The organism is Streptomyces sp. NPDC059248 (assembly GCF_042753905.1).
Classification (GTDB): domain Bacteria; phylum Actinomycetota; class Actinomycetes; order Streptomycetales; family Streptomycetaceae; genus Streptomyces.
This window is the reverse complement of record NZ_JBHYZV010000028.1, coordinates 1-26,628: the sequence shown is the minus strand read 5'-3', so window position 1 is coordinate 26,628 and position 26,628 is coordinate 1. Positions and strand designations below refer to the sequence as shown.

The window sequence follows — 26,628 nt, the reverse complement described above, 5'->3', positions numbered from 1 at the left end:
CGCCGACTGTCGACAGCGCGGTGCGACCGCGGGACACCTGGGACGGATTCGGTAACTCCGCTTCGTCGGCGCTCCGGTGGTGTGCGGACATCGCCGGACCGGCGGCGCGGAACCGCGGTCCGATGCCGAATCCGGCCCGAGGATCAGACGCGATCACTCGTGGGTCGGCCGGGGGGCGACACCCGGAGGCCAGGGCCTGCCGGCGCGCGGGGAGCACCCGCGATCCCGGAGATCAGATTCTCGCAAGGAAACACCAGTCCGCTGTCTCGGATTCAGTCAATTGCGGAGCAGTCATGTGGTTTCGAGTGCTAGGACCATTAGAAGTCGTCAAAGAAGATCAAGTCATCCCCCTGGGCGGTACCAAACAACGGGCGACGCTGGGCTATCTGCTCCTGAACGCCAACCGCGTGGTGTCGTCACGGGAGCTGCTCAACGCGCTCTGGCCCGACGGCGCCCTGCCGGCGACCGCGCGCAAGATCCTGCAGAACGCCGTCTGGGGCCTGCGCGGCGCCCTCGCGGCCGACCGGGCCGACCGTCAGGCCGGGGTGCTGCTCACCAAGGCACCCGGATACGTCCTGCGGATCGATCCGGACCAGGTCGACCTCCATCTCTTCCACCGCGGACTCCGTGAGGGGCGCGCCCTGCTGGAGTCCGGTAACTCCGCGCGGGCCGCCGACGCGCTCCGCAACGCCCTGGCGCTGTGGCAGGGGCAGGTCCTGGCCGATCTCGTGGAGAGCGGCATCAACTGGCCCGAGCTGGCCGCGGCGGGCAGTGCCCGGCTGGACGCGATGGAGGACTACTTCGAGGCCGAACTCCGCTGTGGACGGCATCAGTCGATGCTGGGCGCGCTGGAGGCGACGGTCGAGGCGGAGCCCCTGCGGGAGCGGCTCTGCGGCCAGCTGATGCTCGCCCTGTACCGCTGCGGCCGGCAGGCCGACGCGCTGAATGTGTACAGCAGGGTGCGCGCGTCCCTGATCGAGGACCTCGGACTCGAGCCCCAGCGGGAACTCCAATCCCTCCAGCAGGCGATCCTGCATCAGGACTCCGCGCTGTCGCCGACCACGAGCACGACGGCGGGTACGGCCGGGGGCGCTGCCGGAGGTACGGGCGCGGGTACGGTCACGGGTGCGGGGACGAGTGCGACGGCGGCCGCACCGGCCCCCGTCGCGGCCGCCGCCGTGACGACCGCGCCCCCGGCGGGGGCGGTGGGCCTCCGTACGGACACGGTCCCGCACCGGGGGCCGGTGCGGGCCCTGCCGCCGGACCCGGCCCCCGACGCGGTGCCGGGGGGCGAGGAGATCTCCCGCGACCCGGACGGACCCGAGGCACGGGTCTCCGCCAGCCGTCGCCGCCCGGTCAGCGTGCTGCTGCTGGACGCGCGGCTCACGTCGAAGGCCGACACGAACCGTACCGAGGGCGCCGACGAACTGCGTGACACCGTCACCGGGCGGATCCGGGAGCTGGTCCACGGCTTCGGCGGATCGGTGATCTGTTCCATCGGCTCCACCCGGCTCGCCGTCTTCGGTCCCGAGGGCGGCGGCGACGGATACGCGGAGCGGGCGGTGCGTGCCGCCCTGGCGATCCGCGGCGAGTTCCACGCCCCGGACGGGGTGATCCCGCTCAGCCGGTCGGTCCGCCGGGCGTGCGAAGTGACGGTCAGCGCCGCCGTGGCCACCGGGGAGGCGCTGCTGCGGTACGAGGACCGCTGCTCCGAGGCTCTGGCGTCGGCGGACGGCACCCTGCTGGACGAGTGCCAGTCCCTGCTGTCGCTGGCCGCGGCGGGGGACATCCGGGTCTGCGACGCCACCTGGCGGATGACCGTCCCGGCGCTCTCCTACGTCCAGGCCGGGGACAGGCCCCGGGTGTGGAAGGTGGCCCGCACGGTGCCCCGGGACGAGCGGGCGCAGCGGCCCCGGGTGGTGGACCGGGAGATCGAACTCGATGTGCTCCGCGGCATGCTGGAGCGGGTCCGGCAGAGCGGCACCCCGCATGTGGTCACCGTCTTCGGTGAGGCCGGGACCGGGAAGAGCAGGCTGCTGGAGGAGTTCGAGCGGCGGGCCATGGGACAGCCCGGGGCCATGCGCTTCGTGGTGCCCTGGGGGCTCGGTGTCGAGACCGACGCGTGCTGCGGCTCGTATCTGTTCCACTCCCGGATGAGTCCGCTCCTCGATCCGCACGGGGCCGAGACCCACAAGATGGATCTGACCCAGCTGGCGCGGTCCGCCCGGACCCCGCTGGTCGGTCTCGAACGCAACTGCCCCCTCGTGGTGATGGTCGACGATCTGCACGAGGCGGACGACGCGCTGCTGGACTTCATCGGCGGCGTGGGCCAGGAGGCGGCGGAGGGGGCCGTGTTCATCGTCACCACGGCCCATCCGAAGTTTCTGGAGCGCCGGCCGGGATGGGGAGGCGGGGTGCCCCGCTTCACCACGATCTCCATAGGCCCGGCGGCGTCGGCCCGCCAGATCCCGTCGCCCTCCCGGGCGGACCTCGTCGACCAGCCCTTTCCCGGCTATGTCGACGGCTATATCGACTGCACACCCTGACCCGTCCGCCCCACAGCTCGCGGACGGCGATCCCGAACCGGGAGATGCCCAGGGGACGGAGCCATCGAGGCTCCGTCCCCTGGGCCGTCTCTGCTGAACCCGGCGGTGAACACGGAATACGGACCGGCGGTCATGCTCCGGTAATCCTGCCGACGGCGGAACGGGGAACGCCGCTTTACCCGGCACTTCCCCGGGTGACGTCTCTTTTCTGCCCGGAATTCAGGAATTGTACCCGGATGTTGATATCCGTCACTATGAGCCGTCGGTTGACGGTAGGTGTGCGTCGCCGACTAGCATCTTATTTTAGCTGCTATTGAACCGTATTTTACTCGACTTCGCCAGCACGGCAGGCAAATGATCCAGGTCACTTACCGGGAAGGTGTACGAGACATCGTGGAATTCTCCGTACTGGGACCTCTGCGGATGCACGAGCGCGGGGTGTCCTACACACCGACTGCACCGAAGCAACGACAACTGCTGGCCCTGCTGCTTCTCAACGCGAACGAGGTGGTGTCGACCGGTACGTGCATCGAGGAACTATGGGAGGACGCCCCGCCCAACAGCGCCCTGTCGACCCTTCAGTCGTACATCCTCCAACTCCGGCGCAGCCTGCGCAGGGTGCCGAGGATCGGCAGTCTCCAGGCGGCCCGCGGGATTCTGGAAACCCGGGACGGGGGATATCTCCTCGCGGTAGGAGGAGGTGAACTCGACGCCGACCGTTTCCGGGGACTCGTACGAGAAGGGCGGGCGGCGCTCCGGCACGACGACGAGCTGGGGGCGGCGTGTCTGGCGGAGGCGCTCGGGCTCTGGCACGGCGCCGCGCTCTCCGACGTCCAGCGGGGACCGGTACTCCGGGCGCATCTGGTCGGCCTGGAGGAGGAGCGCATCAGCGTCCACGAACAGCGCATAGCCGCCGATCTCCGGCTGGGAAGACACCAGGAGCTGCTCGGCGAGCTGAGCGGACTCACCGTCAAGTACCCGATGCACGAGAGCCTGCACGCCCAGTTCATGCTGGCGCTCTACCGGGCCGGACGCCGTACCCAGGCGCTGGAGGTGCAGCGCCGGCTGAATACGGTGCTCAGAACCGAACTGGGGCTCGACCCGTCGCCGCGGTTGCGCCGGCTGCACCAGGCGATCCTGGCGGGTGACACGACGATCGACGCGCCGGCGAACACCGACGGAGTCCTGACCGCCGACCGCTTCGCGGCACCGGGCCGGGGCAGGGCCTCCGGAGAGGGCGAACTGGTCACCGCGGCCGGGGCCGCGCGCCGGGGTGATCCGCTGCTGCGACGCTGAGGCCGGACGCGGAGACGGGGTCCGGGACGGCATCGTGGGAGTGCCGCCCCGGACCCCGTCTCCCGTAACCGCTCACGTCGGGCGAGCCAGGCGAGCCGGGCGAATCCGGCGGGCTCAGCCGCCGGCGGATCCGGTCCCGGCCGCGGAGGCCGGCGCGGCCCCGTTCCGGGATCCGTTCCCGTTCCCATTCCCGTTCCCGGATACCGCGCCCGGTACCGCGTTCGCCGCGAGGAAGGCGTCGGCGACGGCGTGGACGTACTCCGCGCCGAAGGCACGGTCGGCCAGCAGCCGACGGAAGATCAACGCGCCCGCGAGCTGGTCGATGGCCAGCTCCACATCGAGGCCGGGGTGGAGCGTGCCGTCCTCCTTGGCCCGTCCGATGATCGCCCGGAACCCGCCGGAACCCGCCTGGTACAGCGCTTCCTTGAGGCCCGAGAACGCCGGATCGACCCCCGCGCGCTCCACGACCGCCCGCATGCCGCGCTCCGCCACATCGTCGTGCAGCAGCTCGCGCAGACCGTCCAGCTGTCCGATGAGATCGTCGCGCAGGACCCCCGTCGGTGCCGGGCGCACCGACGCGATGCGCTGGGCGATGGCCTCGTAGAGGAGGGATGCCGCGTCCGGCCAGTGGCGGTAGAGGGTGGTGCGGCCCACGCCGCTGCGGGCGGCGACCGTGACATGGGTGACGGCCGCCCACCCCTGTTCGACCAGCAGTTCCTGGGCCGCCGCCAGGGCGGCGGCCCGGCTGCGGACGGCCCTGGGGTCCATGCCGCGCCCGGGCACACGCGGGCCGTGTCCCGTGGTGTCGGCCTGTGCGGACATCTGCTCCCCTTGGCTCGTCGTCCCCTGTCGATCTGTTGTACGGAGCCGAGTGTGCCACTTCTTCCGGGTGTACGGGGCACCGCCCGCCGCCCTGGGGACAACCCCGCGGCGGCGCCCCCGGGCGCCACGGCGGCGGCGCCGTCAGACCCGGAAGAGGTCCAGGTGGTCGCGGCCCCAGTCGGCGAAGGAGCGCGGCGCCCGGCCGAGGACGTCCCGGATGTGCGGGGAGAGCCTGCCGTGGAGTTCCGCGCCGTGTGTCACGGCCTCCTCCAGGGTCCTGATCACCCCGTTCGCCGTCTCCTCGGAGAAGCGGGTCAGCAGCATCCGCCGGAAGTCGGCCAGGGGGATCGCCTCGAACCGCAGCTCCCGGCCGAGGAGCTTCCCGAGGACCGCGACCTGCTCGCGCGCCGTCAGCGCCTCGGGGCCGGTGAGTTCGTACACCCGGCCCTCGTGTCCCTCCCCGGTCAGCGCGCGTACCGCGACCTCCGCGATGTCGCGGGGGTCCACGATCGCCTCGGGGACGTCCGAGAGCGGCCCCCGGGCGACGCCTTCGGCCTTGATCGTGGCGGCCCAGCCGAGGTTCATGCTCATGAAGCCGTTGGGCCGCAGTACGGTCCACGGCACCCCCGACCCCTGGAGCGCCTCCTCGGCGAGGCGGTGCCAGTGGCCCAGGGGGTTGGCCTCAGGGTCCTCCGCCACGTCCACACCGAGGGTGGACAGCTGCACGATGTGCTCGACGCCCGCCGCGCGCGCGGCCGCCACGAGACGGGCGTCGTGGGTCGCCTTGTTCGCGCCCAGGGACATGAGGAACACCTTCTGCACTCCGTCGAGCGCGGGCGGCAGTGTCTCCGGACGGCCCAGATCGGCGGCCACGACCTCAAGACCCGGCCCGGGGACCAGCCCCGCCGCCTCCGGGTCGCGGCTGAGCGCCCGTACCTTCCGGCCGTCCCCGCGCAGCAGGGACAGCACCTTCCCGCCCACGTTCCCCGTGGCTCCGGTCACCAGGATCACAGTCTTCTCCCCATCGTCATCGTCATCGTCGTCGGCGTCCTCATTGGTCGAAGGTGTGCGTCCCCGGTACGGCGCCCGGTCGATCAGGGGCCCGGCGAAGGGCGGTCCAGTACGGTCCGCAGGGCGCCCTCCAGCGCGCGGACCGCCGCTTCGGTGCCCCCGGCCGGTCCGGGGGAGCGCCAGGCGATGAACCGGTCGGGGCGTACCAGGACGGCGCCCGCGCCGGTGATCCCGTAACTCCGCAGCCAGTCGCCGCCGCCCAGCCGGTACACGGGCAGCGGGATGCCGAGCCGTGCCGACACCTCCGCCGCCGCCGCGGTCCACGCCTTGCCGGAGGTGTCCGCGGCGGCCCCGGTGAGCAGGACGAAGGACCGGCCGAACAGGGCCGTGGTGGACGGGGCCGGCGAGCCCTCGGGCAGCACCGCGTACGGGGCCCGTGAACCGGGGCGGCCCGTCGGTGCCGTGGGATCCTCGATCAGCTCCCCGGCGTCGTCCGGCTCGCGGACCACGGCGCCGGAGACACAGCGGTAGCCGAACGCCTGGACGACCGGCGGCAGCGGTGTCGCGAGCGCCCCGTCGTCGAGATACGGCGCCAGCCGGTCCACGGTGTTCAGGAGCTGCTGCTCGCCGATCATCTCGGACACCGGGCGGCGCTCGGCGTCATGGCTGTCGAGCAGCCCCGGACCCGCCTCGCCCTTGAGGACCATGGCCAGCTTCCACGCCAGATAGAAACCGTCCGTGACGGCCGTGTTGCCGCCCAGTCCACCGGGCGCCGGGACCAGCCGCGCCGCGTCGCCCACCAGCTGTACCCGGCCGTCGCCGAACCGGTCGGCGACCGAGCTGAGGATGTCGGTACGGCCCGTCTCGACGACCTTCAACGGCAGATCGGGCAGATCGAGGCCGGTACGCACCAGCTCGGCGCAGTGCTCGTCGGTGAAGGAGCCGAAGTCCGGCGGGTTCCGCGACATGCCGAGGACATAGCCGTACCGGCCGGGCACATCGGTGGTGTAGAAGACGCCGGGTACCGGCTTCTGGAGCCAGAACAGGGCGAAGCGGCGGCCCTCGGCGACCTCGGGCAGCGCGCTCAGCGGCCCGCCGAGATCGGCGTCGAAGAAGATCCGGAAGATCTCGCCCAGGTCGCCGCGCCCGTGCGTCCCGATGCCCAGGCCCTCACGGACGGGACTGTGCCGGCCGTCGGCGCCGACCAGATAGTCGGCGGTCACGGTCCGTTCGGTACCGGTCCTCCGGTCGTACAGCACCGCGGTCACCTTCTCCGCCGACTGCTCGAAGGAGACCAGCTCGGTGTCGAACCGCAGCTCGGCGCCGAGCTCCCGGGCCCGGTCGGCGAGGATCACCTCGGTCCGCTCCTGGCTCGCCATCGCCCAGTCCTCGGGCGAGACATGGCGCATCGCCATATCGGCGCCGGTGATGGTCTTGAGTACGGGCCCCGCCAGCGCGTCGGCGATCACCATCAGGAACTCGCCGGTGCCGCCGTCCGGTCCCGCCGCGGCGATCCGCTCCGCCACCCCGCCGATCCGCAGCACCTCCATGGTGTGCGGGTACTGCCCCCGCGCCTTCATCACGACGGAGGTGCCGGGGTGCTTCTCCACCACGACGGGCGCGATGCCGTGCAAGCCCAGGAAGAGCGCGGTGGTGAGGCCCGCCAGGCCGCCACCCGCGATGAGAACGGGTACGTGTTCATCCGCCACGGACACTCCTCGGTCGTCAAGGGACTGCTCCTCGCGGGGCCCAGTCTGAGCAGCCCCGTTGGAGCGCCGATGGGGTCCCCGTCCACCCCGGGTCCCGTCCGCGGCCGTCCACCGCCGCACCACCGCCGCACCAACGGCGCATCAGCGGGGGACCCGAAGGTGAGGGCGGCAGCGGGGCCGACACCCGCCCGCCGCGGGGGACCGGCAGCGTTCCCCGCCCTGCCCGCCGGACGAACAGGAGTCGTCGTGGTCGTCTTCGTCAACAAGCTGACGCTCACCGGAGCGGCCGAGGACCTGGAGCGCGTCTACGCCCATGTCGCGGAGTTCATGCGCACCAGGCCCGGACTGATCCGCTATCAGCTCGTACGGTCGCGAAACGATCCGTCCGTGTACTTCAACGTCGCCGAATGGGAGGACCAGGGGTCCTTCGACGCGGCCCTGAAGGAGCCGGAGTTCCGGGCCCGGCTGAAGGCGCTGGGCACCGTCATCAAGGGGGAACCGCACCTGTCCGACCCGGTCGAGTCCGGTGTCGGGGAGGTCTGAGCCGTGCCGGGACCACTGAAGGTCGCCACCCCGGTCGACGGGGACACCTATGCGGGGATCCTCCAGTTCTACGCCGAGCACATGCAGTTCCTCGACGAACGCGCGGCGCAGGAGTGGGCCGACGGGTTCACCGAGGACGGCGTCTTCGAGCAGAACGTCAAACCGGAGCCGTGGCGCGGCCGTTCCGTGATCGCCGAGCGGATGCGTGCCGGAATGGAGCGGCTGGCCGGCCGGGACGTCCAGCGGCGCCACTGGTTCGGCATGGTCGCCTGCGACCGGCGGTCCGACGACACCGTGGTGACCCGCTACTACGCCCAGGTCATCGAGACCCCGCGCGGCGGCCCCGCCACCACCTACCTCAGCACCACCGGCGAGGACGTCCTGGTGCTGAGGGACGGCCGGTGGCGGATCCGCTACCGGCTGATCACCCATGACGCGACCTGAGAGAAGAGGGATCCGAGGATGACCGAGCTGACGCGCGAGCGGGTGGCGGCGGCGTACGCGTCGCTGGTGACGGGTGACCGGGAGCAGATCGCCCGGTACTGGTCGCCGGACGTACGGTTCCAGATGCCCGGCAACCATCAGTACGCGGGCTGGTTCGAGGGCCTGGACGAGTATCTGGAGAAGATGGGCAAGCTGATGGCCGCCACCAAGGGCCGGATCAGCTCCGAGACGCTCGACGTCCTGGTCGACGCGGAGGCGGGCGTCTCCATCGACGTCTACCGCCTCGACGGCCATCGCGCCCATGCCGAGGAGGGCGCCACCTCCCCGTACGACCGGCTCCGGGTCGAGGGTGTCCATGTGCTCCGCTGGGAGGACGGCCTGATCGTCGAGGGCCGCAGCGCGCTCTTCGCCGACGGGGTCACCCAGGCCAATCTGTGGTGGTCCCCGGTCGGCCCCGACGGCGCCCGGCACGAGTACTGATCCGGCGGCGCCGGCCGGAGCGGGCGCTCCGGCCGCCCCGCGCACCGCGACGAGTACGCGGCCGAGGACGTAGCCGAGGAAGCAGACGAGGAAGTACAGGCATATGACACAGTCAGCGGAGAACGGGTTCGCGGGCCGTACGGTGGTCGTCACCGGCGGCGGCTCGGGCATCGGCCGCGCGACGGCGCACGCCTTCGCGGACCGGGGCGCCCGGGTGCTGGTGGTGGGCCGCAGGACCGAGGCCCTGGCGGAGACCGCCCGGGACCGGCCGGGCATCCGCCCCTTCGGCGCCGATCTGTCGGACCCCGACACCCCCGCGGCCGTGGTGGCTGCGGCCGTCGGGGAGTTCGGCGGGATCGACGTCCTGGTCAACAACGCGGCCCGGCTGCGGCCCGAGCCCCTGGGCCGGATCGACGACCTGGACGCCAGGACCGAGCTGCGGGTCAATCTGCTCGCTCCGGTCTTCCTCACCCAGGAGGCGCTGCCGCACCTGGAGGCCGCCAAGGGCACCGTCGTCAACGTCTCCACGGCCGGGATCGGCCGGGGCTGGGCCGGGCACTCGGTCTACGGCGCCGCGAAGACGGCGCTCGACTTCCTCACCCGTACCTGGGCGGTGGAGCTGGCGCCCCGGAGCATCCGGGTCGTGGGCGTCGCGCCGGGACCGATCGACACCCCGCTCGCCGAACGCGCCGGGCTCGGCCCCGAAGAGGTGGCCCGGCTGCGGGCGCGGCAGACCGCCCGGGTACCGCTGGGCCGCGTCGGGCAGCCCGAGGAGGTGGCGTGGTGGACGGTGGAGCTGGCCCGGCCGGAGGCCGCCTTCACCACCGGACTCGTCGTACCCGTGGACGGCGGCGCGAGCGTCGTCTTCTGACCGTTTCCCCACTCCGAGTCGCCCCTCCGGGAGCCATGTATGGAATTCGGTATCAACTTCTTCCCCACCGTCGGCCCCGGCGACAAGGACGCCGCCGACTACTACGAGGAGAGCCTGCGCCTGGTCGAACGCGCCGAGGAGCTCGGCTTCGACCATGTGAAGACGGTGGAGCACTACTTCTTCCAGTACGGCGGCTACTGCCCCGACCCCGTGACATTCCTGGCCGCCGCGGCGGCCAGGACCCGGCGGATCCAGCTGGTCACGGGCGCGGTGATCCCCGCCTTCACCCATCCGGTCAAGCTGGCCGGGAAGCTGGCCATGCTCGACAACATCTCCCGCGGCCGGCTGCGGGTCGGCTTCGGACGGGCCTTCCTGCCCGACGAGTTCGACGCGTTCGGCGTCGACCTCGACGAGAGCAGGGCCCGGTTCGACGAGGGCGTCCTCGCCTGCCGGCGGCTGTGGACCGAGGAGGACGTCGTCTGGGACGGCACCTTCCACTCCTTCGGGCCGGTCACCCTGCTGCCCCGGCCGTACCAGCGCCCCCACCCGCCGATCCTGGTCGCCACCGCGAAGACACCCTCCTCCTGCGAACAGGCGGGCCGCGAGGGACACGGTCTGATGATGGTCCCCTCCATCAACAAGCGGGAGACCGTCCAGGAGATGCTCGGCCTGTACCGCAAGGCGTGGGCCGAGGCGGGCCACCCGGGCGAGGGCGAGGTCCATATGAGCTACGGCTGCTATCTCAGCGACGACCCGGACGAGGCCAGGGCCAAGGGGCGGGAGTACGCGCGGCGCGCCAACTCCGTGATGCGGGACGCCGTCGCCTCCTGGGCCGAACGCCGCAGCACGGGCTACGCCGGTTACGAGAAGGTCGTGGAGAACATCGCCCGCGCCGACTTCGACCGGTCGCTGGCCGAGAACAAGACGCTCGTCGGCACCCCGGAGGAGGTCGTGGCCCGTCTGCGGGCCATCCGCGACTGGTTCGGCGACATCACGGTCAGCCTCCAGGTGATCTCCGGCAATCCCCCCTACGAGGAGTCGGAGCGCACGATGCGCCTCTTCGCCGAGGGCGTCCTGCCGCACTTCCGCGACCCCGCGGGGACCGCGGACTGATCCGCCGGTGGTACGGGCCGGGGCCTGGGCCGGGGACCAGCCGGGCCCCGGCCCGTACGCGCACACCGCCCGTACGGGCCGGGGCGGGCCCCTCAGATATCGAGCGCGTGGCCCGTGGTCTCGTCGACATGATCGGGGACCGCCTCGTGCCGGTCGCCGACGGTCGACGTACCCGTGGGCTCGAACAGGAGGATCGACGCGCCACCGGGGGCGGACGGCTTGTGCTCCGTACCCCGCGGGACGGTGAAGACCGCGCCCCGGGGCAGCCGTACCGTGCGCTCCCCGGCCGGCTCGCGCAAGGCGATCAGGAACTCCCCGTCGAGCACCATGAAGAACTCGTCGGTGTCGTCGTGGACGTGCCAGAGATGCTCGCCCTCGACCTTGGTGATCCGTACGTCGTAGTCGTTGACGCGCGTGACGATCCGGGGGCTCCACAAGGCGTCGAAGGAGTCCAGGGCATCGGCGAGCAGAATGGGTTCATGGGTCATAACGGTGATCATCACCGCTGGGGCCCGGACTCCGTGAGTGCTAGAAATCGCATATGCCGCAAGATTCCTCGCACCGGGTGAGCCTGGATCACCCGGCCCGCCCGGATCACCCGGATCACCACGTCCGCGCCGATCACCCGGTCCGCCCCGACGACTCGGTACGCGCGGACGCGCCCCACCGCGTCGTCGTGATCGTGGACGAGAACTCGAACCCCTTCGAACTCGGCTGCGCCACCGAGGTCTTCGGGCTGCGCAGGCCCGAGATCGGCCGGGAGCTGTACGACTTCCGCCTCTGCTCGCCCCGCCCGCGCACGGCGATGCGGGACGGCTTCTTCACCCTCGGGGGAGTCGCGGGCCTGGAGGCCGCCGACACGGCGGACACCCTGATCGTCCCCAACCGGCCCGATGTGGAGGTACCCCGCCGTCCGGCCGTGCTCGACGCCGTCCGCCGGGCGCACGCGCGCGGCGCGCGCCTGGTCGGGTTCTGCAGCGGTGCCTTCACCCTCGCCGAGGCGGGGGTGCTGGACGGGCGCCGGGCCACCGCACACTGGCAGTGGGCCGGCGCCTTCCGGGTCAGGTTTCCCGCCGTCCGGCTCGAAGAGGACGTGCTGTTCGTCGACGACGGCGACATCCTCACCGCCGCGGGCAGCGCCGCCGCCCTCGACCTCGGGCTGTACATCGTCCGCCGGGACCACGGCGCGGAGATCGCCAACTCCGTCAGCCGAAGGCTCGTCTTCGCGGCGCACCGGGACGGCGGACAGCGCCAGTTCGTCGAGCGTCCCGTGCCCGATGTCCCCGACGCGTCACTCGCGCCGGTCCTGGCCTGGGCGCTGGAGCGGCTGGACGCCCCCCTGACGGTCGCCGACCTGGCCGGGCGGGCCGCGGTCAGCGCGGCGACGCTGCACCGCAGGTTCCGGGCGGAGCTGGGGACGACACCGCTGGCGTGGCTCGTACGGGAACGTGTCGCGCTCGCCTGCCGGCTGATCGAACGCGGCGAGGCCCGCCTGGAGACGGTCGCCCGGCGCAGCGGTCTCGGCACGGCCGCCCATCTGCGGACTGTGATGCGCCGTGAGACGGGGCTCGCGCCGTCGGCGTACCGGCGCAGATTCGGCCCCGGGAGCGCGTAACGCCGGGCGGCGCGGGGTCAGCCGGCGCCGGCGCCGGTGATGTCGCGGACCAGATACGAGGCCGCGCGGGCCGCGACGGCGGCGACCGTCAGGGCGGGCGGGACCCCGGTGCCCGGGAGCAGGGATCCGTCGATCACATACAGGCCGCGATGTCCGGTGACCCGCCCGGCGTCGTCGGTGACCGTGCCCAGGGGGACACCGCCGAGTACGTTGCCGCCGGTGGTGCCGATCCTGCTGAACGCCGTACGGCTGCCCGGGTTGGCCTCGTCGAGCCGGTCCAGGGTGCGGGTGATCGCGGCCCGCGCCCCGGCGAACGCGGGGTCGTCGACGGGCCAGTGCAGCACGATGTCGTCGTGGGCGCGGTCGTAGCGGAAGACGCCGAGCGCGGGCGCGGGCACGGAGCCGATGGTCGTGATCCAGCCCTCGCCCTCCGGGGCTTCGGGCCAGGGGAAGTTGAGCAGGGACACCGGCCTGGCCGGGTCCTCCTTCGCGTCCTGGGCGATGATGGCGCACGGTCCGCCCTGGCGGGGGTTGTTCTCCGCCATGCCCGTTCTGGCCGTGATGACCTCACTGTTGCCGACGCGGCTGCCGACGGCGGCGTCGAGTCCTGGCAGGGCGCCGGTGGCGCGGGCCCGCAGCAGGATCCGGTTGGTGCCCAGGGTGCCCGCCGCCAGGACCAGCCGGGGCGTGGTGACACGGTGGCGGCCGAGGACGTCGCCCCGCTCGTCGATGCGGTCGTAGTCGATGTGGTAGCCGTCGCCGTCCGCCGCGCGTACCGCCGTCACCGTACTGAGCGGCCGGACGTCGAGCCGCCCCGACGCCTCGGCGCGGGCCAGCAGGGTGCGGTCCAGACTGAGCTGGGCGCCGCTGTTGACGCCGAACACATTGAGCCCGTCGACATGGGAGCGCACCCGGGCCCCGGTCATCTCCTCCCGTACGGCGTCCCAGTCGACGGCCAGATCCACCTTGCTCCACGGGATCCCGGCCCGGTCCAGCTGGTCGGCGAAGGAGCGCGCGGAGCGGTAGAACGGGGACTCGTAGACGTCGTCCGGGATCGGCGCGCAGCCGATCAGCTCCCGGGCCTCGGGATACCACCGCTCGACCATCTCCCGGTAGTCGAGGACATCGCCGAGGGTATGGGCGAACAGCTCCTCCGACGGCAGGCACATCGTGCCGTTCGAGGCCAGGGACGCGCCGCCGACCCCGGCCCCGGCGAGCAGGTTCATCCCGTCGCCGGGCACGAATTCGAGGACGCCGCAGTAGACGTCCAGCTCGGCGTCGGTGAGCGGGGAGGTACGGCTGAGCCACGCGGCCCTGCCGTCCGGCGCGGCCTGGGTGGCGAAGGTGGTGCCCGAGCCGTCGACCGGCCAGCGCCGTCCGCGCTCCAGCAGGACCGCGTCCACCCCGGCCTCCGCCAGCCGCAGGGCGGCGATCGCGCCTCCGTATCCACTGCCGACGATCACCACATCGGCGCGGTGCTGTTCTCGTACCACTGGGCGGCCTCCTGCTGTGTCGCTACGGGACGGTCGGATGTCGTCGCTGCGGGGGTACGGCACCAGCGGGGTCACCCGAGGGCCCGGGGGCGGCGCCGCGATCGTGAGCGGTGCGTCGGTCGTGGGCGGTGCGTCGGTCGTGAGTGGCGCTTCGGTCGTGGGCGGTGCCGCGATCGTGACCGGTGCGTCGGTCGTCGGGGGCGCCGCGTGCTCGATCTCCACCACGGCGCTGGACCAGGTGAACCCGGCGCCGACCCCGGTGAGCAGCACCAGCCGGCCCGGCCGGGCCAGACCGCTGTCCACGAGGTGCGCGAGCCCCGCGAACTGGTCGCCCGCGCCCAGGTGTCCCACGGTCCTGCCGAACGGCCAGGTGGTGACCTCGGGGGCGATGCCCCAGGTCCGGAGATATGTACGGCTGAGTCTGCGGAGCCCGAAGTGCGGCAGCACGAACCAGTCGACGTCCGACAGCTCTACGTCGGCGTCGCTCAGGGCCCGTTTCAGCGCCTCGGCCTCGCCCGCGCCGACCCGGGCGACGCTGTAGGAGATCCCCACGTCGTCGACGAAGGCGCGCTTGGTCGCCTGCAGGTCCATCGGCCGCCGGACCGCGAACGGGGCCGTACCGAAAGGGTCGTGCCCCCGGTGCATCGCCTCCAGCTCCGGTTCGGAGACCGTCGCCAGGCTGCGCAGCCTGGCGAAGCCGGGGCGCCGGGAGAGCACCAGCGCCGTACCGGCGTCGCCGTACACCGTGCCCGGGTCGCTGTGCCACCGGTCGAAGCCGGGGGCGCAGAACCGGTCGCCCGTGGTCAGCAGGGCGCTCTCGCCCCCGGCCCCGCCGGTGAGCGCGCACGCGGCCAGCTCCAGCGCCGCCATGCCGCCGTTGGAGAGCTGGCGTATCTCGATCGCGGGGCACCGGTTGCCGACCGCGACGCGCTGGATGTACGAGGCCGGGGCCCACAGGTCGTGGCCCTGGTAGTAGACGTCGGCGTGCAGGATCAGATCGATGTCCTGCGGCGCGGTGCCGGACCGCCGGAGCGCCGAGACGGCGGCCCGGGCCGCCATCTCGGGCGGCGATTCGCCGTTCGACACGGCCACGGAGAGCAGATCCGTCCGCCCGGCCAGCCGGGCGTCGAACAGCCCGTCCGCCACGGCGTCCGCGACCGCGATCCGGCCGGGTACGTGGACCGCCGCCGCGCCGATGTACACGTCGTCGAACCTCATCTGCCGGTACCTCTCGTCGTCCGGACGCCCCGGGGCTCCTGCCGGGCCCATATGGACGGCCGCCGGGCGACGGTGTGATGACCGTGTCCCGGCGGCCGGTGTGCGGGGCGCGCGCTCGGCCGAACAGCGGGTCGCGCCGCCTCGGCCGCCACCCAGTGTCGAAACAAGGCTTGGGAGCGGGGTGGAGGCCCGGTGGAGGAGGGGCGCCAGTAGATGTGTCCGGGAGGTCGCGCCGTCCGTCCTCCAGGCCGCTCCCAGACCGCGGTGCGACGCTGCCGCGGACACCCCGTCCCCTCCGAAGGAGGCAGCAGTGCGCCCGGAGAACCCGCCACCGGCCCCCGTACCGCGCGGTCTGGTGCTGACATTTCCCGGCCAGGGCGCTCAACAGCCCCTGATGGCCGCCGGGCTCTACCGCGACCACCCGCCGTTCCGCCGTCTCGTCGACCGGGTCCTCGACGCCTGGGGCGCCGAAGGGGCCGCGCTCCGCGCCGATCTGCTCGCACCCGTTCCCGCCCAGGAACCCGACGGGGTGCGCCGGGCGCAGCCCCTGCTCTTCGTCGTCGGCTGGGCCCTGGGCCGGCTGGTGCTCGACTGGGGCGTACGGCCCACGGCCCTCCTCGGCCACAGCGTCGGGGAGATCGCCGCCGCCACCCTCGCGGGTGTCTTCACCCCGGAGGAGGCCGCGGGACTCATGGCCGACCGGGTGGAGCACATCGCGGCGGCACCGGCGGGCGGCATGCTCGCCGTGTACGCGACCCCCGCCGACACGGAGCCCTTCCTCCACGCCGATGTCGTCGTCGGCGCCGTCAACGGGCCCCGCCAGGTGGTTCTCGCGGGCTCCGCCGACCCGCTCGCCGCGACCGAGACCCGGCTGCGGGCGGCCGGATTCACCTGCCGCCGCACCCGTGCCCTGAGCCCCTTCCACAGCCCCGCCCTGGCCCCGGCCGCGCGCGCCGCCCTGCCCGCGCTCGCCCGGCTGCCGCTGCGGCCCCCGCGACTGCCGCTGCACTCCGCTTACACGGGCCGCGCGGTCACCGCGGCCGAGGCCGCCGACCCGGCCTTCTGGGCCCGGCAGCCCGCGGCGCCCGTCCTCTACGGCCCCGCGCTCGACGCCGTTCTCGGCACCGGCGGGCATGTCCTGCTGGAGTGCGGCCCCGGCCGGGGACTCACGGCGCTCGCCCGGCGCCACCGCGCCGTCGGCACCGGCCGCTCGACCGCCGTCGCGCTGCTCCCGGCCAGGGCCCGCGGCGACGGCACGGACCTCGACAGCGTCCGCGCCGCCGTCGAACACCTGCTGGCGGAGGGGCTGCTGACCGAGGACCCGCTGCCGCGCGGCACACCCGTACCACCGGCCGCGACGGCCGCGGCGGTCCCAGGACCGCACCACCCCGGCTCCAGGCCGGACTGCGAGCGTGACAGGCCGGGGCCGGTCACCGGACCCCGCCGACTGTGAGTGAGGATGTCATGGAGCGACGCATCGTCGTCACGGGGATCGGCACCGTGGCGCCCGGCAGGCCGGGCACCAAGGAGTACTGGGAGCTGATCTCGAACGGCCGTACGGCCACGCGCACGATCTCGTCCTTCGACGCGGCTCCCTACCGGTCCAGGGTCGCCGCCGAATGCGACTTCGACCCGATCGCCGCGGGGCTCACCCCGCGGGAGTCGCGGCGGATGGACCGGGCCACCCAGTTCGCCGTCGCCGCCGCCCGCGAGGCCGTCGAGGACAGCGGTCTCGACCTGCCCGCGGCCGATCCCGACGGCGCCGCCGCGGTCGGGGTCGCCCTCGGCAACGCCGTGGGCTGCACCACGAGCATGGAACGGGAGTACGCCGTGCTCAGCGACGGGGGAGCGGAGTGGCTCGTCGACCACCGCTACGCCGTACCGCACCTCTACGACCACTTCGTCCCCAGCTCCATCGCCGCCGAACTGGCCCGGCTGGTGGGCGCGCGGGGGCCGGTGGCGCTGGTCTCCGACGGCTGCACCTCCGGCCTCGACGCCGTCGGCCACGGCGCCGACCTGATCCGCGAGGGCAGCGCCGACATCGTCGTCAGCGGCGGCACCGACGCGCCCATCTCGCCCATCACCCTGGCGTGCTTCGACGCCATCAAGGCCACGACGCCCCGCAACGACGACCCCGAGCACGCCTCCCGCCCCTTCGACGCGACCCGCAACGGACTCGTACTCGGCGAAGGCGCCGCCGTCCTCGTACTGGAGGAGCTGGAGCACGCCCGGCGGCGCGGGGCGAGGATCTACGCCGAGGTCGCCGGGGTCGGGACGCGCTGCAACGCCTATCACATGACCGGACTGCGGGCCGACGGCGCCGAGATGGCCGACGCCATCACCGCCGCCCTCGCGCAGGCCCGGCTCGCCCCCGACGCGCTCGACTACGTCAACGCGCACGGATCGAGCACCAAACAAAACGACCGGCACGAGACCGCCGCCTTCAAGACGGCACTCGGCCGGCACGCCTACGACACCCCCGTCAGCTCGGTGAAGTCGATGATCGGCCACTCGCTGGGCGCCATCGGGGCGCTGGAACTGGTGGCGTGCGTCCTCGCGATGCGCGACGGCCTGATCCCGCCGACGGCCAATCTCCACGAACCCGATCCCGAGTGCGATCTTGACTATGTGCCCCTGCGGGCCCGGGAGACGCGCGTCGACTCGGTCCTGAGCGTCGGCAGCGGCTTCGGCGGCTTCCAGACCGCCGTGGTCCTGGCCCGGCACGACCGGGAGGCGGCATGAGCGCCACCGAAACCCGTACCGGTACGGGTACGGGTACCGTACGGGCCGTCGTCACCGGGATCGGGGTGGCCGCCCCCAACGGTCTCGGCACCGACGCCTACTGGGCCGCCACCCTGGAGGGCCGCGGCGGAATCGCCGCCACCACGCGCTACGACGCCGCCGGCTATCCGCTGCGGCTCGCGGGCGAGGTCCCCGGCTTCGACCCCGGCGAACACATCCCCGGCAGACTCCTGCCGCAGACCGACCACCACACCCGGCTCTCCCTCTTCACCGCGGACGAGGCGCTCCGCGACAGCGGACTCGACCCGGCCGCGCTGCCCCCGTACGGCATGGGCGTCGCGACCGCCGCCACCATGGGCGGATTCGAGTTCGGCCAGCGCGAGCTGCAGAACCTGTGGAGCAAGGGCGGCCGGTTCGTCAGCGCGTACCAGTCCTTCGCCTGGTTCTACGCCGTCAACACCGGTCAGATCTCCATCCGGCACGGGCTGCGCGGCTCCAGCGCCACCCTGGTGACCGACGCGGCGGGCGGCCTCGACGCCGTCGGCGAGGCCCGGCGGCGGATCCGCCGGGGCACGGCCGCCATGCTCACCGGCGGTGTCGACGGGGCGCTCTGCCCCCTGGGTCTCGCCGGCCAGCTCAGCGCCGGCACGATGAACACCGGCACCGGCACCGGTGCCGACGAGGGTGCCGACCGGGCCTATCTGCCGTTCGCCGACGGCGCGCCGGGCCAGGTACCCGGCGAGGGCGGCGCGTTCCTCGTCCTGGAGGACGCCGCGAGCGCCGCCCGGCGCGGCGCCCGCATCTATGGCGAGATCGCCGGATACCGCGCCACCTTCGACCCGGGGCCCGACCCCACGGCACCCGGGGCGACCGGGCTCGTACGGGCCGTCCGGGGCGCGCTCCACGACGCGGACGCGCTCCCCGCCGATATCGACGTGGTCTTCGCCGACGCGGCCGGGGTACCCGGACTCGACCGGGCGGAGTCCCGCGCGCTCGCCGAGGTCTTCGGCCCCGGCGGCGTCCCGGTGACCGCCCCCAAGAGCATGACGGGCCGGCTCTTCGCGGGCGGGGCGTCGCTGGATCTGGCGACCGCGCTGCTCGCCCTGCGGGACGGGGTGATCCCGTACACCGCGAATGTCCCGGGCCCCGGTCGCGGCCATCACATCGACCTCGTCACCGGGGAGACCCGCAGGGCCGATCTGCGCTGCGCGCTCGTCGTCGCGCGGGGCCGCGGCGGTTTCAACGCCGCCGTCGTCGTACGGCGTTCCGCGCCATGACCCCGGCCCGCCGGCCCCGGTCCCTCCACCCCATCCGACGCACCCGCCGAAAGGACACCCCATGAGCGACACCCGTACGGGCCCGGCCGAACTGGCCCCACCGGCCCCACTGGCCGTGGCGGACCTCATCCGCATCATGCGCGAGTCGGCCGGCGAGGACGAGTCGATCGACCTCGACGGCGACGTACTCGACGCGGACTTCGCCGATCTCGGCTACGACTCCCTGGCGCTGCTGGAGACGGCGGGACGGATATCCCGGGAGTTCGGCGTGGACATCGGCGACGACGACCTGGACGGGGTGGCGACGCCCCGCGAGTTCCTCACGGCGGTGAACCGCGCCCTGGCCACCCGCCGGACCGAACCTGCCTCGTAGCCCAACGCTCACGGTCCCCGCCGGGACCCGCGCCCCCGGCCCGGTCCTCCGCCTCGCGTTCGCGCGTGGTGAGGGCGGCCGGGTCGCGCAGGATCCCGCCGGCGATGCCCGAGCCGATCGGCTCGCCTTCCCCGGCGCGCAGCGCCACCCACGCGGCGGCGAGCTGCGCCAACGCGGGTTCCCGGCTCAACCGGTCGTATGCCGTATGCCGTGTTCCGCGAGGACGCGGGAGAGCAGCCGGGTCGCGTTGCGGTGCAGGGGGAAGTCCAACGCGCGGGGCAGGATCCCGGTCTCCGTCAGCAGACGCGTCACCCGGGCCGTGAAGACGCAGAAGCGGAAGGCGGCGTAGACCTCGTAGTACTCCAGCCGCCCGACCCGGCGGCCGGTCAGTTCCTCGTAGTACGCCACCGTCTCCGCCCGGTCCGGCAGCCCGGGGAGCCTCGGCGCGCCGATGCCCTCGCTCAGATGCCGGTCCAGATGGAGGAACCACGCCAGATCCGACTCCGGTTCCCCGAGCCCCGCCATCTCCCAGTCCAGTACGGCGGCCGGGGTCTCACCCGCGTACACGATATTGCCGATCCTGGCGTCGCCCCACAGCAGCCGGGTCGGTCCGGGCTCCCCGGGCTCCCCGGGCTCCCCGGGCTTCCCGGGGAGCCGGTCGCGGAGCCAGCCGAGGGCGGCGGCCGCGACCTCGTTGCGTTCGGCGCCGTAGAAGGGGAGGCGCGCGGCGTAGTCGGCGAGCTGCCCGGTGAGCCGATCGCCGTCCGTGCCGCCCGTGCCGTGTGCGGTGACCGGCTGGCCGAGGAAGCCGAGACCGGCGGTGAGCGGGTCGAGGTGGTGGATCGCGGCGAGTGTCTCCACCCCGCCGAGCCAGACCGCGCGGCGGCGGCGCGGCGGCAGCTCGGCCAGCCAGCCCTCGCGGTGGTACGAGGGGAGATCCGCGGGCACCCGTCCCTCCACCCGCCGCATGACCAGGAACGGGGCCCCGAGGACGGAGGCGTCCGGCTCATGGCCGAGCAGCGGGGCGACCCGGATACGAGTACCGGTCAGGATCTCGTGCAGCCGGACCTGTTCGGTCCAGCGGTCGTCGGGATGGACGCGGTGGCCGGTGGGCGCCACGCGTACCGCGAGGGGATCGACGCTGCCGTCGGCCCACGCGGCGTCGCAGAGCAGGATCTCTCCGGAGAACCCGGCGGTGCCGGGGACCCGGACCGGGCCGACGTCCACCGTGCCGGCCTCGGGAGCCCGCGCCGTCAGCCAGGCGGCGAGCGCCCGGCGGGTCCGTTCCGGATCGCGTTGTACGGGCACGGGCACGGGAGCCTCCTTCACCGCGGGGGCCTGGCCTCGGCACCGGGCCCGCCGGACCCCGAGTCTGACCGCCGCTCCTCGGACGGCGATCCAGGGCGGCTGGGGCGCCCCGGCCCGGGACCCTCCTCCAGCGGGGCACCCTTGGCGCGCCAGCGGGGGCGAGCAGCATCGTCGGCGCGGGCCCCGCGCGGGCCCACGAGCCGAGGAGGGGCGATGGATCTCGAAGGCAGGACCGTGGTCGTCACCGGGGGGACCCGGGGGCTCGGCAGGGCCGTGGCACACGCCATGGCCGACGCGGGCGCCGTCGTCGTGGCCGCGGCCAGGAACCTACCGGAGCCGACCCCGGACGGGGACCGGCGGATCGCCGCCGTCGAGGCCGATGTCACCGTGCCCGCGTCCGTCGACGCCCTGATGAAGACCGTCAACGCGCGGTACGGCGGCCCGCATGTCGTGGTCGCCAACGCCGGGGTCAGCAGGCCGGGACCGGTGGCCGGGCTCTCCGACGACCACTGGGCCGCCGTCGTCGACACCAATCTGACGGGCGTCTTCCACACCGTGCGGGCGGCCGTGCCCTATCTGCGGGACGCCGGGGGCGGCCGGATCATCACGGTCTCCTCGATCCTGGGCCGGCGCGCCATGCCGGGCGCCGCGGCCTACTGTGCCTCCAAGGCCGCCCTGGAGCGTTTCACGGAGGTATGCGCGCTGGAGCTGGCCGCCGACGACATCACGGTCAACTGTCTGGCGCCCGGCTTCATCGACGAGGGCCAGGGCCGCGCCCTGATGGCCGACGAGCGGCTGTGGCCGCGGCTGTCGGCCACGCTGGCGACGGGGCGGCCGGGCACGGGCGCCGATGTCGGCGCCGCCGCCGTCTTCCTCGCCTCCGCGAGCAGCGGTTACGTCAACGGCGCGGTGCTGCCCGTCGACGGCGCGGTGCGCTGGTGACGCCGTGACGCCTTCGGGCTGTGCCGCCATCAGGCCGTGAGGCCCTGGCGCGTCGGCGCTTCGGCGCCGTGTGGAGCGGGCGGGGACGCCTCTCCCGGCCGCCGGTCCCGTCTTCCGTCCACCATCCGAAGGGGAAGTCACGTGCTCGCACACCTCACTCCCGACGACGGCGGCCTACGGCTCCGGCCGAGCCCCGTGCCCGAGCCCGAACCCCGGCCCGATCAGGCCGTCGTGGAGGTCAGGGCGGTCTCCGTGAACCGCGGCGATCTGTCGCTGCTGGCCGTGCTGCCGCCCGGCTCCCGGCTCGGCTTCGACGTGGCGGGCACCGTGGTGCGCGCCGCCGCCGACGGCAGCGGCCCGCCGCCCGGCACCCGGGTGGCGGGCGTCGCCGAACAGGACGGCTGGAGCGAGCGGGTCGCGCTGGCCACGACCCGGCTGGCGCCGCTGCCCGACGATGTGGAGTGGGCCGCCGCCGCGGCCCTCCCCGTCGCCGGGCTCACCGCGTTGTACGCCCTGCGGCACGCCGGGTCCGTACTGGGCCGCCGGGTCCTCGTCACCGGCGCCAGCGGCGGGGTGGGCCGGGCCGCCGTCCAGCTCGCGCGGGCCGCGGGCGCCGAAGTGGTGGCCTGGGCGGGTTCCGCGGAGCGGACGAAGGGCCTGCCCGGGCTCGGTGCGGCCACCGCCACCACCTACGCCGAAGGGCCCCGCGCCACCGGCCCCGTCGACGTGCTCGTCGACAGCGTCGGCGGCGATGTGCTGCGGAGCGCGTACGGCCTGGTGGTGCCGCGCGGCACGGTCGTCTGCTACGGCAACACCCTGCGGACGGATCTGAGTCTGCCCTTCGACTGGGGGAATGCCAGGCCCGGTGTCCGGCTGCGCTATCTGCACCTCTTCGACGAGATGGCCCGCAGGCCCGTCGGCCGTGATCTGGCGGCGCTGCTGCGGCTGGTCGCCGAGGGCGGGCTCGACCCCCAGGTGTCGTACACCGGCGACTGGACGGATCCCGAGCCGGCGCTGCGCCGGCTGGTCGAGCGCCGGATCAACGGCAAGGCGGTCCTGCTGCGGTGAGGACGCCGTCCTGAACCCCTGAGAGCCGTGGTGCCCGAACGCCGACCCGCCCCGGACCGTGCCGCACGGTCCGGGGCGGCGGGTGTTCCCGGGCCGCTACGCGCCGGGAACGTCCGGTGCCGGACACCTGCGGGGGACTCATGTGTCCGGCACCGGAGCGGGGAGGGGGCTCTCAGCGGCCCCCGGGCGAGCGCCGCCAGGGCGACGTCCGTTCGTAGCGCGGCCGCCATACGGAGCCGTAAACCAGCCGCAGCGGGCCCGGCAGCAGACCGAGCACGGCCCGCCGGTCGTCGTCGGCGACACCGTCGAGCAGCCACGGGAAGAACGTCGGTGCGCCCCTGAGACCGACGCTACGGCGCTGGCCCGAGACGAAGCCCCGCCATTCGGCCGCCGTGAGCAGGGATTCGAGGAGGGGCAGCGCCCGGGCCTCCTCGTGGTCGAGATGGTCGGTCAGACAGGCGGCGACGTCCTCCATCAGCTCGGCCGGGACCACCCCGTCCCCGTCCGCTGCCCCGGCTCCGCCGTCGAGCGCCTCCTCCACCTTGGCCACGACCTGGTCGAGCCGGACGTGCTCGGCCTCCATGGCGCGCAGGAGCGCGAGTTCCCCGGCCCGGTCCGCCAGTTTGGTCCTGAGTACGGGCCACAGGGCCTCGTCCTCGGCGATGTGGTGGATCGTCAGATACCGGGTGAACAGGCGCCAGCCGGTACGGAAGGCGTCCGGGTCCCGTCGCCTGGCCGCCGTCAGCAGGCCCAGATCCCGCCGCAGCGCGCGGTGGATCGCGTACATCATGGTCAGATCGACGCCGGACGTACGGCCCGGCCGCGTGCTGCCGCTCATGGCGGTCCTTTCGTGTTCGGCGGTGCCGGGCCGTAGGCGGTGGCCCGGTCGACTCGTACGGCCGAGGTCAGATCACGACACCGGGTTCGGCGTCGGCGACGTCCTCGGCGGAGACCCGGATCACGGTGACGGCGAGCAGGAACGCGCCGAGCAGGACGAAGGCCGTGACCAGGAACGCCACGCCGTAGCCGTGTGCGAGGGAGTCGAAGACGGCGGCCTTCACGTCCGGCGGCATCTTCGCCGCGTCCGCGGGCCCGTAGTGCTCGGCCGACGCGGCGGCGGCCGCGCCCATCAGCTCCGTGAGCCGGTCCTCGGCGGCGGCGACGGCGACCGTCCCCAGCGCCGCGAGACCGAGCGCGGCGCCCACCTGCTGACCGGCGTTGAGCAGCGCCGACGACACCCCGGACCTGGCCTTGTCCACGCCCGCGACCGCCGCCAGAGTCAGCGGTACGAAGCAGAGTCCGACGCCGCCGCCGGCGAGGACCAGCGGGCCGAGCAGATCGCCGGTGTACCCGGCGTCCGCGCCCAGCCGGGAGAACCAGAAGAAGGCGACGGCCGCCAGCGCCGTACCGGTGGCGAGCAGTACCCGGGGGCCGACCCGCCCCAGCACCTGGCTGCTGATGGTGGCGCAGACGGCCGCGCCGACGGCGAACGGCAGGAACGCGAACCCGGTCCGCAGCGGGCTGAAGCCGAGGACGATCTGCATGAAGAGGGTGAGGAAGTAGAACAGGACGATCATTCCGGCGCCCAGCGCCAGCATGATCGCGTAGGCGCCGGACCGGTTGCGGTCGCGGAAGATGCCCAGCGGCATCAGGGGGGATTCGCTGCGCGCCTCGATGACGACGAAGGCGGCGAGCAGCGCGGCGCCGACGGCGAGCGGGACGACGGTGCCCGTACTGCCCCAGTCCTCGGTGGCCGCGTGGATCAGCCCGTAGACGACGAGGGACATACCGACGGTCGAGGTCACGGCGCCGGGCAGGTCCAGCCGCCGGTCGGTGACGGTGACCCGCTCGGCGGGGAACGCCCGGACCGCGGCGAACAGCAGGAAGACACCGATGGGGACATTGACGAAGAGCACCCAGCGCCAGCTCAGGGCGTCGGTGAAGACACCGCCGAGCACATTGCCGAGCGCGCCGCCCGCGCCGCCCATGGCGGCGTAGACACCCATCGCCCTGGTCCGCTCCGCGCCCTCCGCGAAGGTGCCGGCGATGAGGGCGAGGGCGGCGGGCGCGACCAGCGCGCCGGAGACGCCCTGGACGGCTCGGGCGGCGATCAGCCAGCCCTGATGAGTCGCCATACCGCCGAGGAGGGACGCCACCGTGAGGACGGCGACACCGACGAGGAAGGTACGGCGCTGACCGTAGAGGTCCGCGATCCGCCCGCCGAGCAGCAGCAATCCGCCGAAGGCGAGGGCGTAGGCGTTGACCACCCACTCCAGATCGGTCGCCGAGAAGTCGAGGGCGTTCTGGATGGACGGCAGCGCCACATTCACGATCGAGACGTCGAGGACGACCATCAGCTGGGCGATCGCGATCACGGCCAGTGCCAGCCCCTTGCGGGACGCGGGGCCCGCCGTCGTGTCGACGGGGGGCACCGCGGTCCCGGTGGGGCGGGACCGCTTGACGGATCGTTCGGACACCGGAGCTCTCCTGCGGGTGAGTCGGGAAGGGAGTCGGGGGCAGTGGTGCGGGGCGGTCCGGCGGAGGTGCCCGGTACTGCCCGGCGCCCAATCTTCGGTGCAAGTTGTTCCGAAGTTGTGGAGCAGCATGCACCAGAAAGGAGGCCGGTGCAAGCCGCCCGACGGTTCTCGTGCGTCCGGCCACCACTCCACGTCCCGCGCTCCAACGCGGCGTCAGATCGTGGAACCGGCGTGGCAGTCGGCCCGCCGCAGGCCCGAAGGAGCCCCGATGCCCCCGTCGCCCGCCCCGCCGCCGCCCCGACTCGACGAGCTGGCACCCGGTGTGTACGCGTACGTCCAGCCGGACGGCGGCTGGTGCCTGAACAACGCCGGCGTCCTGATCGGCGACGACGCGGTCGCCGTCGTGGACACCGCCGCCACCGAACGGCGCGCCCGCGCCCTGCGCGCCGCCGTCGCCGCCCGCACCCCGCGGCCGGTGGGCACGGTCGTCCTCACCCACCACCACGGGGACCACCACTTCGGCACCTCGGTCGTCGCCCCCGGCGCCACGGTCGTGGCCCACGAGAACACCCGGTACGAGATGGCCCGGCGCGGACTCGCCCTGCGCGACGTCTGGCCCGGCACGGAGTGGGGCGATATCCGGCTCGCCCTGCCGACGCTGACCTTCCGCGACCGGGCGGTGCTCCGTATCGGCGCCCTGACCGTCGAACTGCTGCACATCGGCACCGCGCACACCACCGGCGACGTCGTGGCATGGCTCCCGGACCGGCGGATCCTGTTCGCCGGGGACGTCCTGATGCCGGGCTGTACGCCGTTCGCCCTGATGGGGTCGCTCGACGGCACCCTGCGGGCCGTCGAACGGCTGCGCGCCCTCGAACCCGAGACCGTCGTCGGCGGACACGGCCCGGTGGCCGGCCCCGAGGTGCTCGACGCGACCCGGGACTATCTGCTGCTGGTCCGGGCCGCCGCCCGCCGGGGTCTGGCCGCCGGGCTCACGCCCCTCGAAACGGCGCTGCGGACCGACCTCGGCGACCACGCCGGGCTGCGCGACCCCGAGCGCCTGGTGGCCAATCTGCACCGCGCCTACGCCGAGGAGTCCGGGGCGCCGCCCGGTACCGAGATCCGGTCCGCGCCGGTCTTCGCCGAGATGGCGCGTTACAACGGCGGCCGGCCGATCGCCTGCCACGCCTGAAAGGGCCGGGGCCCGGACTCGTCGCGGAACGACGGTCCGGGCCCCGGCCCGGGTTCCCCGTACCGGTCGTACCGGCCAGGGGGTACGC

The 26,628-nt window shown here is 73.6% G+C and carries 23 protein-coding genes; 15 read left to right on the top strand and 8 right to left on the bottom strand.

What is annotated here, in order from left to right:
* The first annotated feature begins 293 nt into the window (after positions 1-293).
* A complete protein-coding gene (locus ACFXG1_RS14510; RefSeq protein WP_384742589.1) occupies positions 294-2,546 on the top strand; it encodes a BTAD domain-containing putative transcriptional regulator in 2,253 nt (750 codons plus the stop codon).
* Between the two features lie 393 nt (positions 2,547-2,939).
* Positions 2,940-3,842, top strand: coding sequence for a BTAD domain-containing putative transcriptional regulator (locus ACFXG1_RS14505; protein WP_384742586.1), 903 nt, complete (start codon positions 2,940-2,942; stop codon positions 3,840-3,842).
* 114 nt (positions 3,843-3,956) lie between these two features.
* On the opposite strand, the gene ACFXG1_RS14500 is transcribed toward ACFXG1_RS14505, so the two are convergent.
* The 3 genes from ACFXG1_RS14500 to ACFXG1_RS14490 form a co-directional block, all read right to left on the bottom strand.
* The gene (locus ACFXG1_RS14500; protein WP_384713874.1) at positions 3,957-4,664 is read right to left on the bottom strand and encodes a TetR/AcrR family transcriptional regulator C-terminal ligand-binding domain-containing protein; all 708 of its coding nucleotides are present in this window, start codon (positions 4,662-4,664) and stop codon (positions 3,957-3,959) included.
* 141 nt (positions 4,665-4,805) lie between these two features.
* Positions 4,806-5,666, bottom strand: coding sequence for an NAD(P)H-binding protein (locus ACFXG1_RS14495; RefSeq protein WP_384713871.1), 861 nt, complete (start codon positions 5,664-5,666; stop codon positions 4,806-4,808).
* A gap of 92 nt (positions 5,667-5,758) precedes the next feature.
* Entirely contained in the window at positions 5,759-7,384 is a 1,626-nt protein-coding gene (locus ACFXG1_RS14490; protein WP_384742582.1) for an FAD-dependent monooxygenase, read from the bottom strand.
* Between the two features lie 246 nt (positions 7,385-7,630).
* On the opposite strand from ACFXG1_RS14490, the gene ACFXG1_RS14485 reads away from it, so the two are divergent.
* From ACFXG1_RS14485 to ACFXG1_RS14465, 5 genes are all read left to right on the top strand, one after another.
* A complete protein-coding gene (locus tag ACFXG1_RS14485) occupies positions 7,631-7,927 on the top strand; it encodes an antibiotic biosynthesis monooxygenase family protein (protein WP_384713866.1) in 297 nt (98 codons plus the stop codon).
* Between the two features lie 3 nt (positions 7,928-7,930).
* Positions 7,931-8,371, top strand: a complete 441-nt coding sequence (locus ACFXG1_RS14480) for a nuclear transport factor 2 family protein (RefSeq protein ID WP_384742579.1) — start codon at positions 7,931-7,933, stop codon at positions 8,369-8,371.
* Between the two features lie 18 nt (positions 8,372-8,389).
* Positions 8,390-8,851 carry a nuclear transport factor 2 family protein gene (locus ACFXG1_RS14475; RefSeq protein ID WP_384742575.1) on the top strand — a complete coding sequence of 154 codons (462 nt, stop codon included), beginning with the start codon at positions 8,390-8,392 and terminating at the stop codon, positions 8,849-8,851.
* Between the two features lie 103 nt (positions 8,852-8,954).
* On the top strand, positions 8,955-9,722 hold the full coding sequence (locus tag ACFXG1_RS14470; RefSeq protein WP_384713857.1) for an SDR family NAD(P)-dependent oxidoreductase: 768 nt from the start codon (positions 8,955-8,957) through the stop codon (positions 9,720-9,722).
* Between the two features lie 39 nt (positions 9,723-9,761).
* The gene (locus ACFXG1_RS14465; protein WP_384713854.1) at positions 9,762-10,835 is read left to right on the top strand and encodes an LLM class flavin-dependent oxidoreductase; all 1,074 of its coding nucleotides are present in this window, start codon (positions 9,762-9,764) and stop codon (positions 10,833-10,835) included.
* Positions 10,836-10,927: 92 nt separating this feature from the next.
* Here the strand turns inward: ACFXG1_RS14465 and ACFXG1_RS14460 are convergent, their stop codons facing one another.
* A complete protein-coding gene (locus ACFXG1_RS14460; protein ID WP_384713851.1) occupies positions 10,928-11,323 on the bottom strand; it encodes a cupin domain-containing protein in 396 nt (131 codons plus the stop codon).
* Between the two features lie 188 nt (positions 11,324-11,511).
* Here ACFXG1_RS14460 and ACFXG1_RS14455 point away from each other — a divergent pair, with 188 nt between their 5' ends.
* Positions 11,512-12,450: a GlxA family transcriptional regulator gene (locus ACFXG1_RS14455; RefSeq protein WP_384742675.1), complete on the top strand. Its 939-nt coding sequence runs from the start codon at positions 11,512-11,514 to the stop codon at positions 12,448-12,450.
* 17 nt (positions 12,451-12,467) lie between these two features.
* On the opposite strand, the gene ACFXG1_RS14450 is transcribed toward ACFXG1_RS14455, so the two are convergent.
* Positions 12,468-15,161: a 3-oxoacyl-[acyl-carrier-protein] synthase III C-terminal domain-containing protein gene (locus ACFXG1_RS14450; RefSeq protein ID WP_384742570.1), complete on the bottom strand. Its 2,694-nt coding sequence runs from the start codon at positions 15,159-15,161 to the stop codon at positions 12,468-12,470.
* Between the two features lie 310 nt (positions 15,162-15,471).
* Between ACFXG1_RS14450 and ACFXG1_RS14445 the strand changes: the two genes are divergently transcribed.
* The 4 genes from ACFXG1_RS14445 (at position 15,472) to ACFXG1_RS14430 (ending at position 19,553) form a co-directional block, all read left to right on the top strand.
* Entirely contained in the window at positions 15,472-16,614 is a 1,143-nt protein-coding gene (locus ACFXG1_RS14445) for an acyltransferase domain-containing protein (protein WP_384720193.1), read from the top strand.
* 11 nt (positions 16,615-16,625) lie between these two features.
* Positions 16,626-17,903, top strand: coding sequence for a beta-ketoacyl-[acyl-carrier-protein] synthase family protein (locus ACFXG1_RS14440; RefSeq protein ID WP_384742567.1), 1,278 nt, complete (start codon positions 16,626-16,628; stop codon positions 17,901-17,903).
* Positions 17,900-19,180, top strand: coding sequence for a ketosynthase chain-length factor (locus ACFXG1_RS14435; protein ID WP_384742564.1), 1,281 nt, complete (start codon positions 17,900-17,902; stop codon positions 19,178-19,180). The genes ACFXG1_RS14440 and ACFXG1_RS14435 overlap by 4 nt, the downstream gene beginning before the upstream one ends.
* 61 nt (positions 19,181-19,241) lie before the next feature.
* Complete coding sequence (locus ACFXG1_RS14430; protein ID WP_384723858.1) at positions 19,242-19,553, top strand: acyl carrier protein; 312 nt, start codon at positions 19,242-19,244, stop codon at positions 19,551-19,553.
* Positions 19,554-19,739: 186 nt separating this feature from the next.
* On the opposite strand, the gene ACFXG1_RS14425 is transcribed toward ACFXG1_RS14430, so the two are convergent.
* The gene (locus tag ACFXG1_RS14425; RefSeq protein ID WP_384742561.1) at positions 19,740-20,867 is read right to left on the bottom strand and encodes a phosphotransferase family protein; all 1,128 of its coding nucleotides are present in this window, start codon (positions 20,865-20,867) and stop codon (positions 19,740-19,742) included.
* 207 nt (positions 20,868-21,074) lie between these two features.
* Here ACFXG1_RS14425 and ACFXG1_RS14420 point away from each other — a divergent pair, with 207 nt between their 5' ends.
* Positions 21,075-21,803, top strand: a complete 729-nt coding sequence (locus tag ACFXG1_RS14420; protein WP_384742558.1) for an SDR family NAD(P)-dependent oxidoreductase — start codon at positions 21,075-21,077, stop codon at positions 21,801-21,803.
* A gap of 141 nt (positions 21,804-21,944) precedes the next feature.
* Positions 21,945-22,871 (top strand): zinc-binding dehydrogenase, encoded by a 927-nt coding sequence (locus ACFXG1_RS14415; protein WP_384742555.1) that lies wholly within the window; start codon positions 21,945-21,947, stop codon positions 22,869-22,871.
* Positions 22,872-23,043: 172 nt separating this feature from the next.
* Here the strand turns inward: ACFXG1_RS14415 and ACFXG1_RS14410 are convergent, their stop codons facing one another.
* Entirely contained in the window at positions 23,044-23,709 is a 666-nt protein-coding gene (locus ACFXG1_RS14410) for a hemerythrin domain-containing protein (protein ID WP_384724486.1), read from the bottom strand.
* 67 nt (positions 23,710-23,776) lie between these two features.
* Positions 23,777-25,348, bottom strand: a complete 1,572-nt coding sequence (locus tag ACFXG1_RS14405; RefSeq protein WP_384742551.1) for an MFS transporter — start codon at positions 25,346-25,348, stop codon at positions 23,777-23,779.
* A gap of 268 nt (positions 25,349-25,616) precedes the next feature.
* On the opposite strand from ACFXG1_RS14405, the gene ACFXG1_RS14400 reads away from it, so the two are divergent.
* Positions 25,617-26,540, top strand: a complete 924-nt coding sequence (locus ACFXG1_RS14400; RefSeq protein ID WP_384742548.1) for an MBL fold metallo-hydrolase — start codon at positions 25,617-25,619, stop codon at positions 26,538-26,540.
* Positions 26,541-26,628 lie beyond the last annotated feature (88 nt).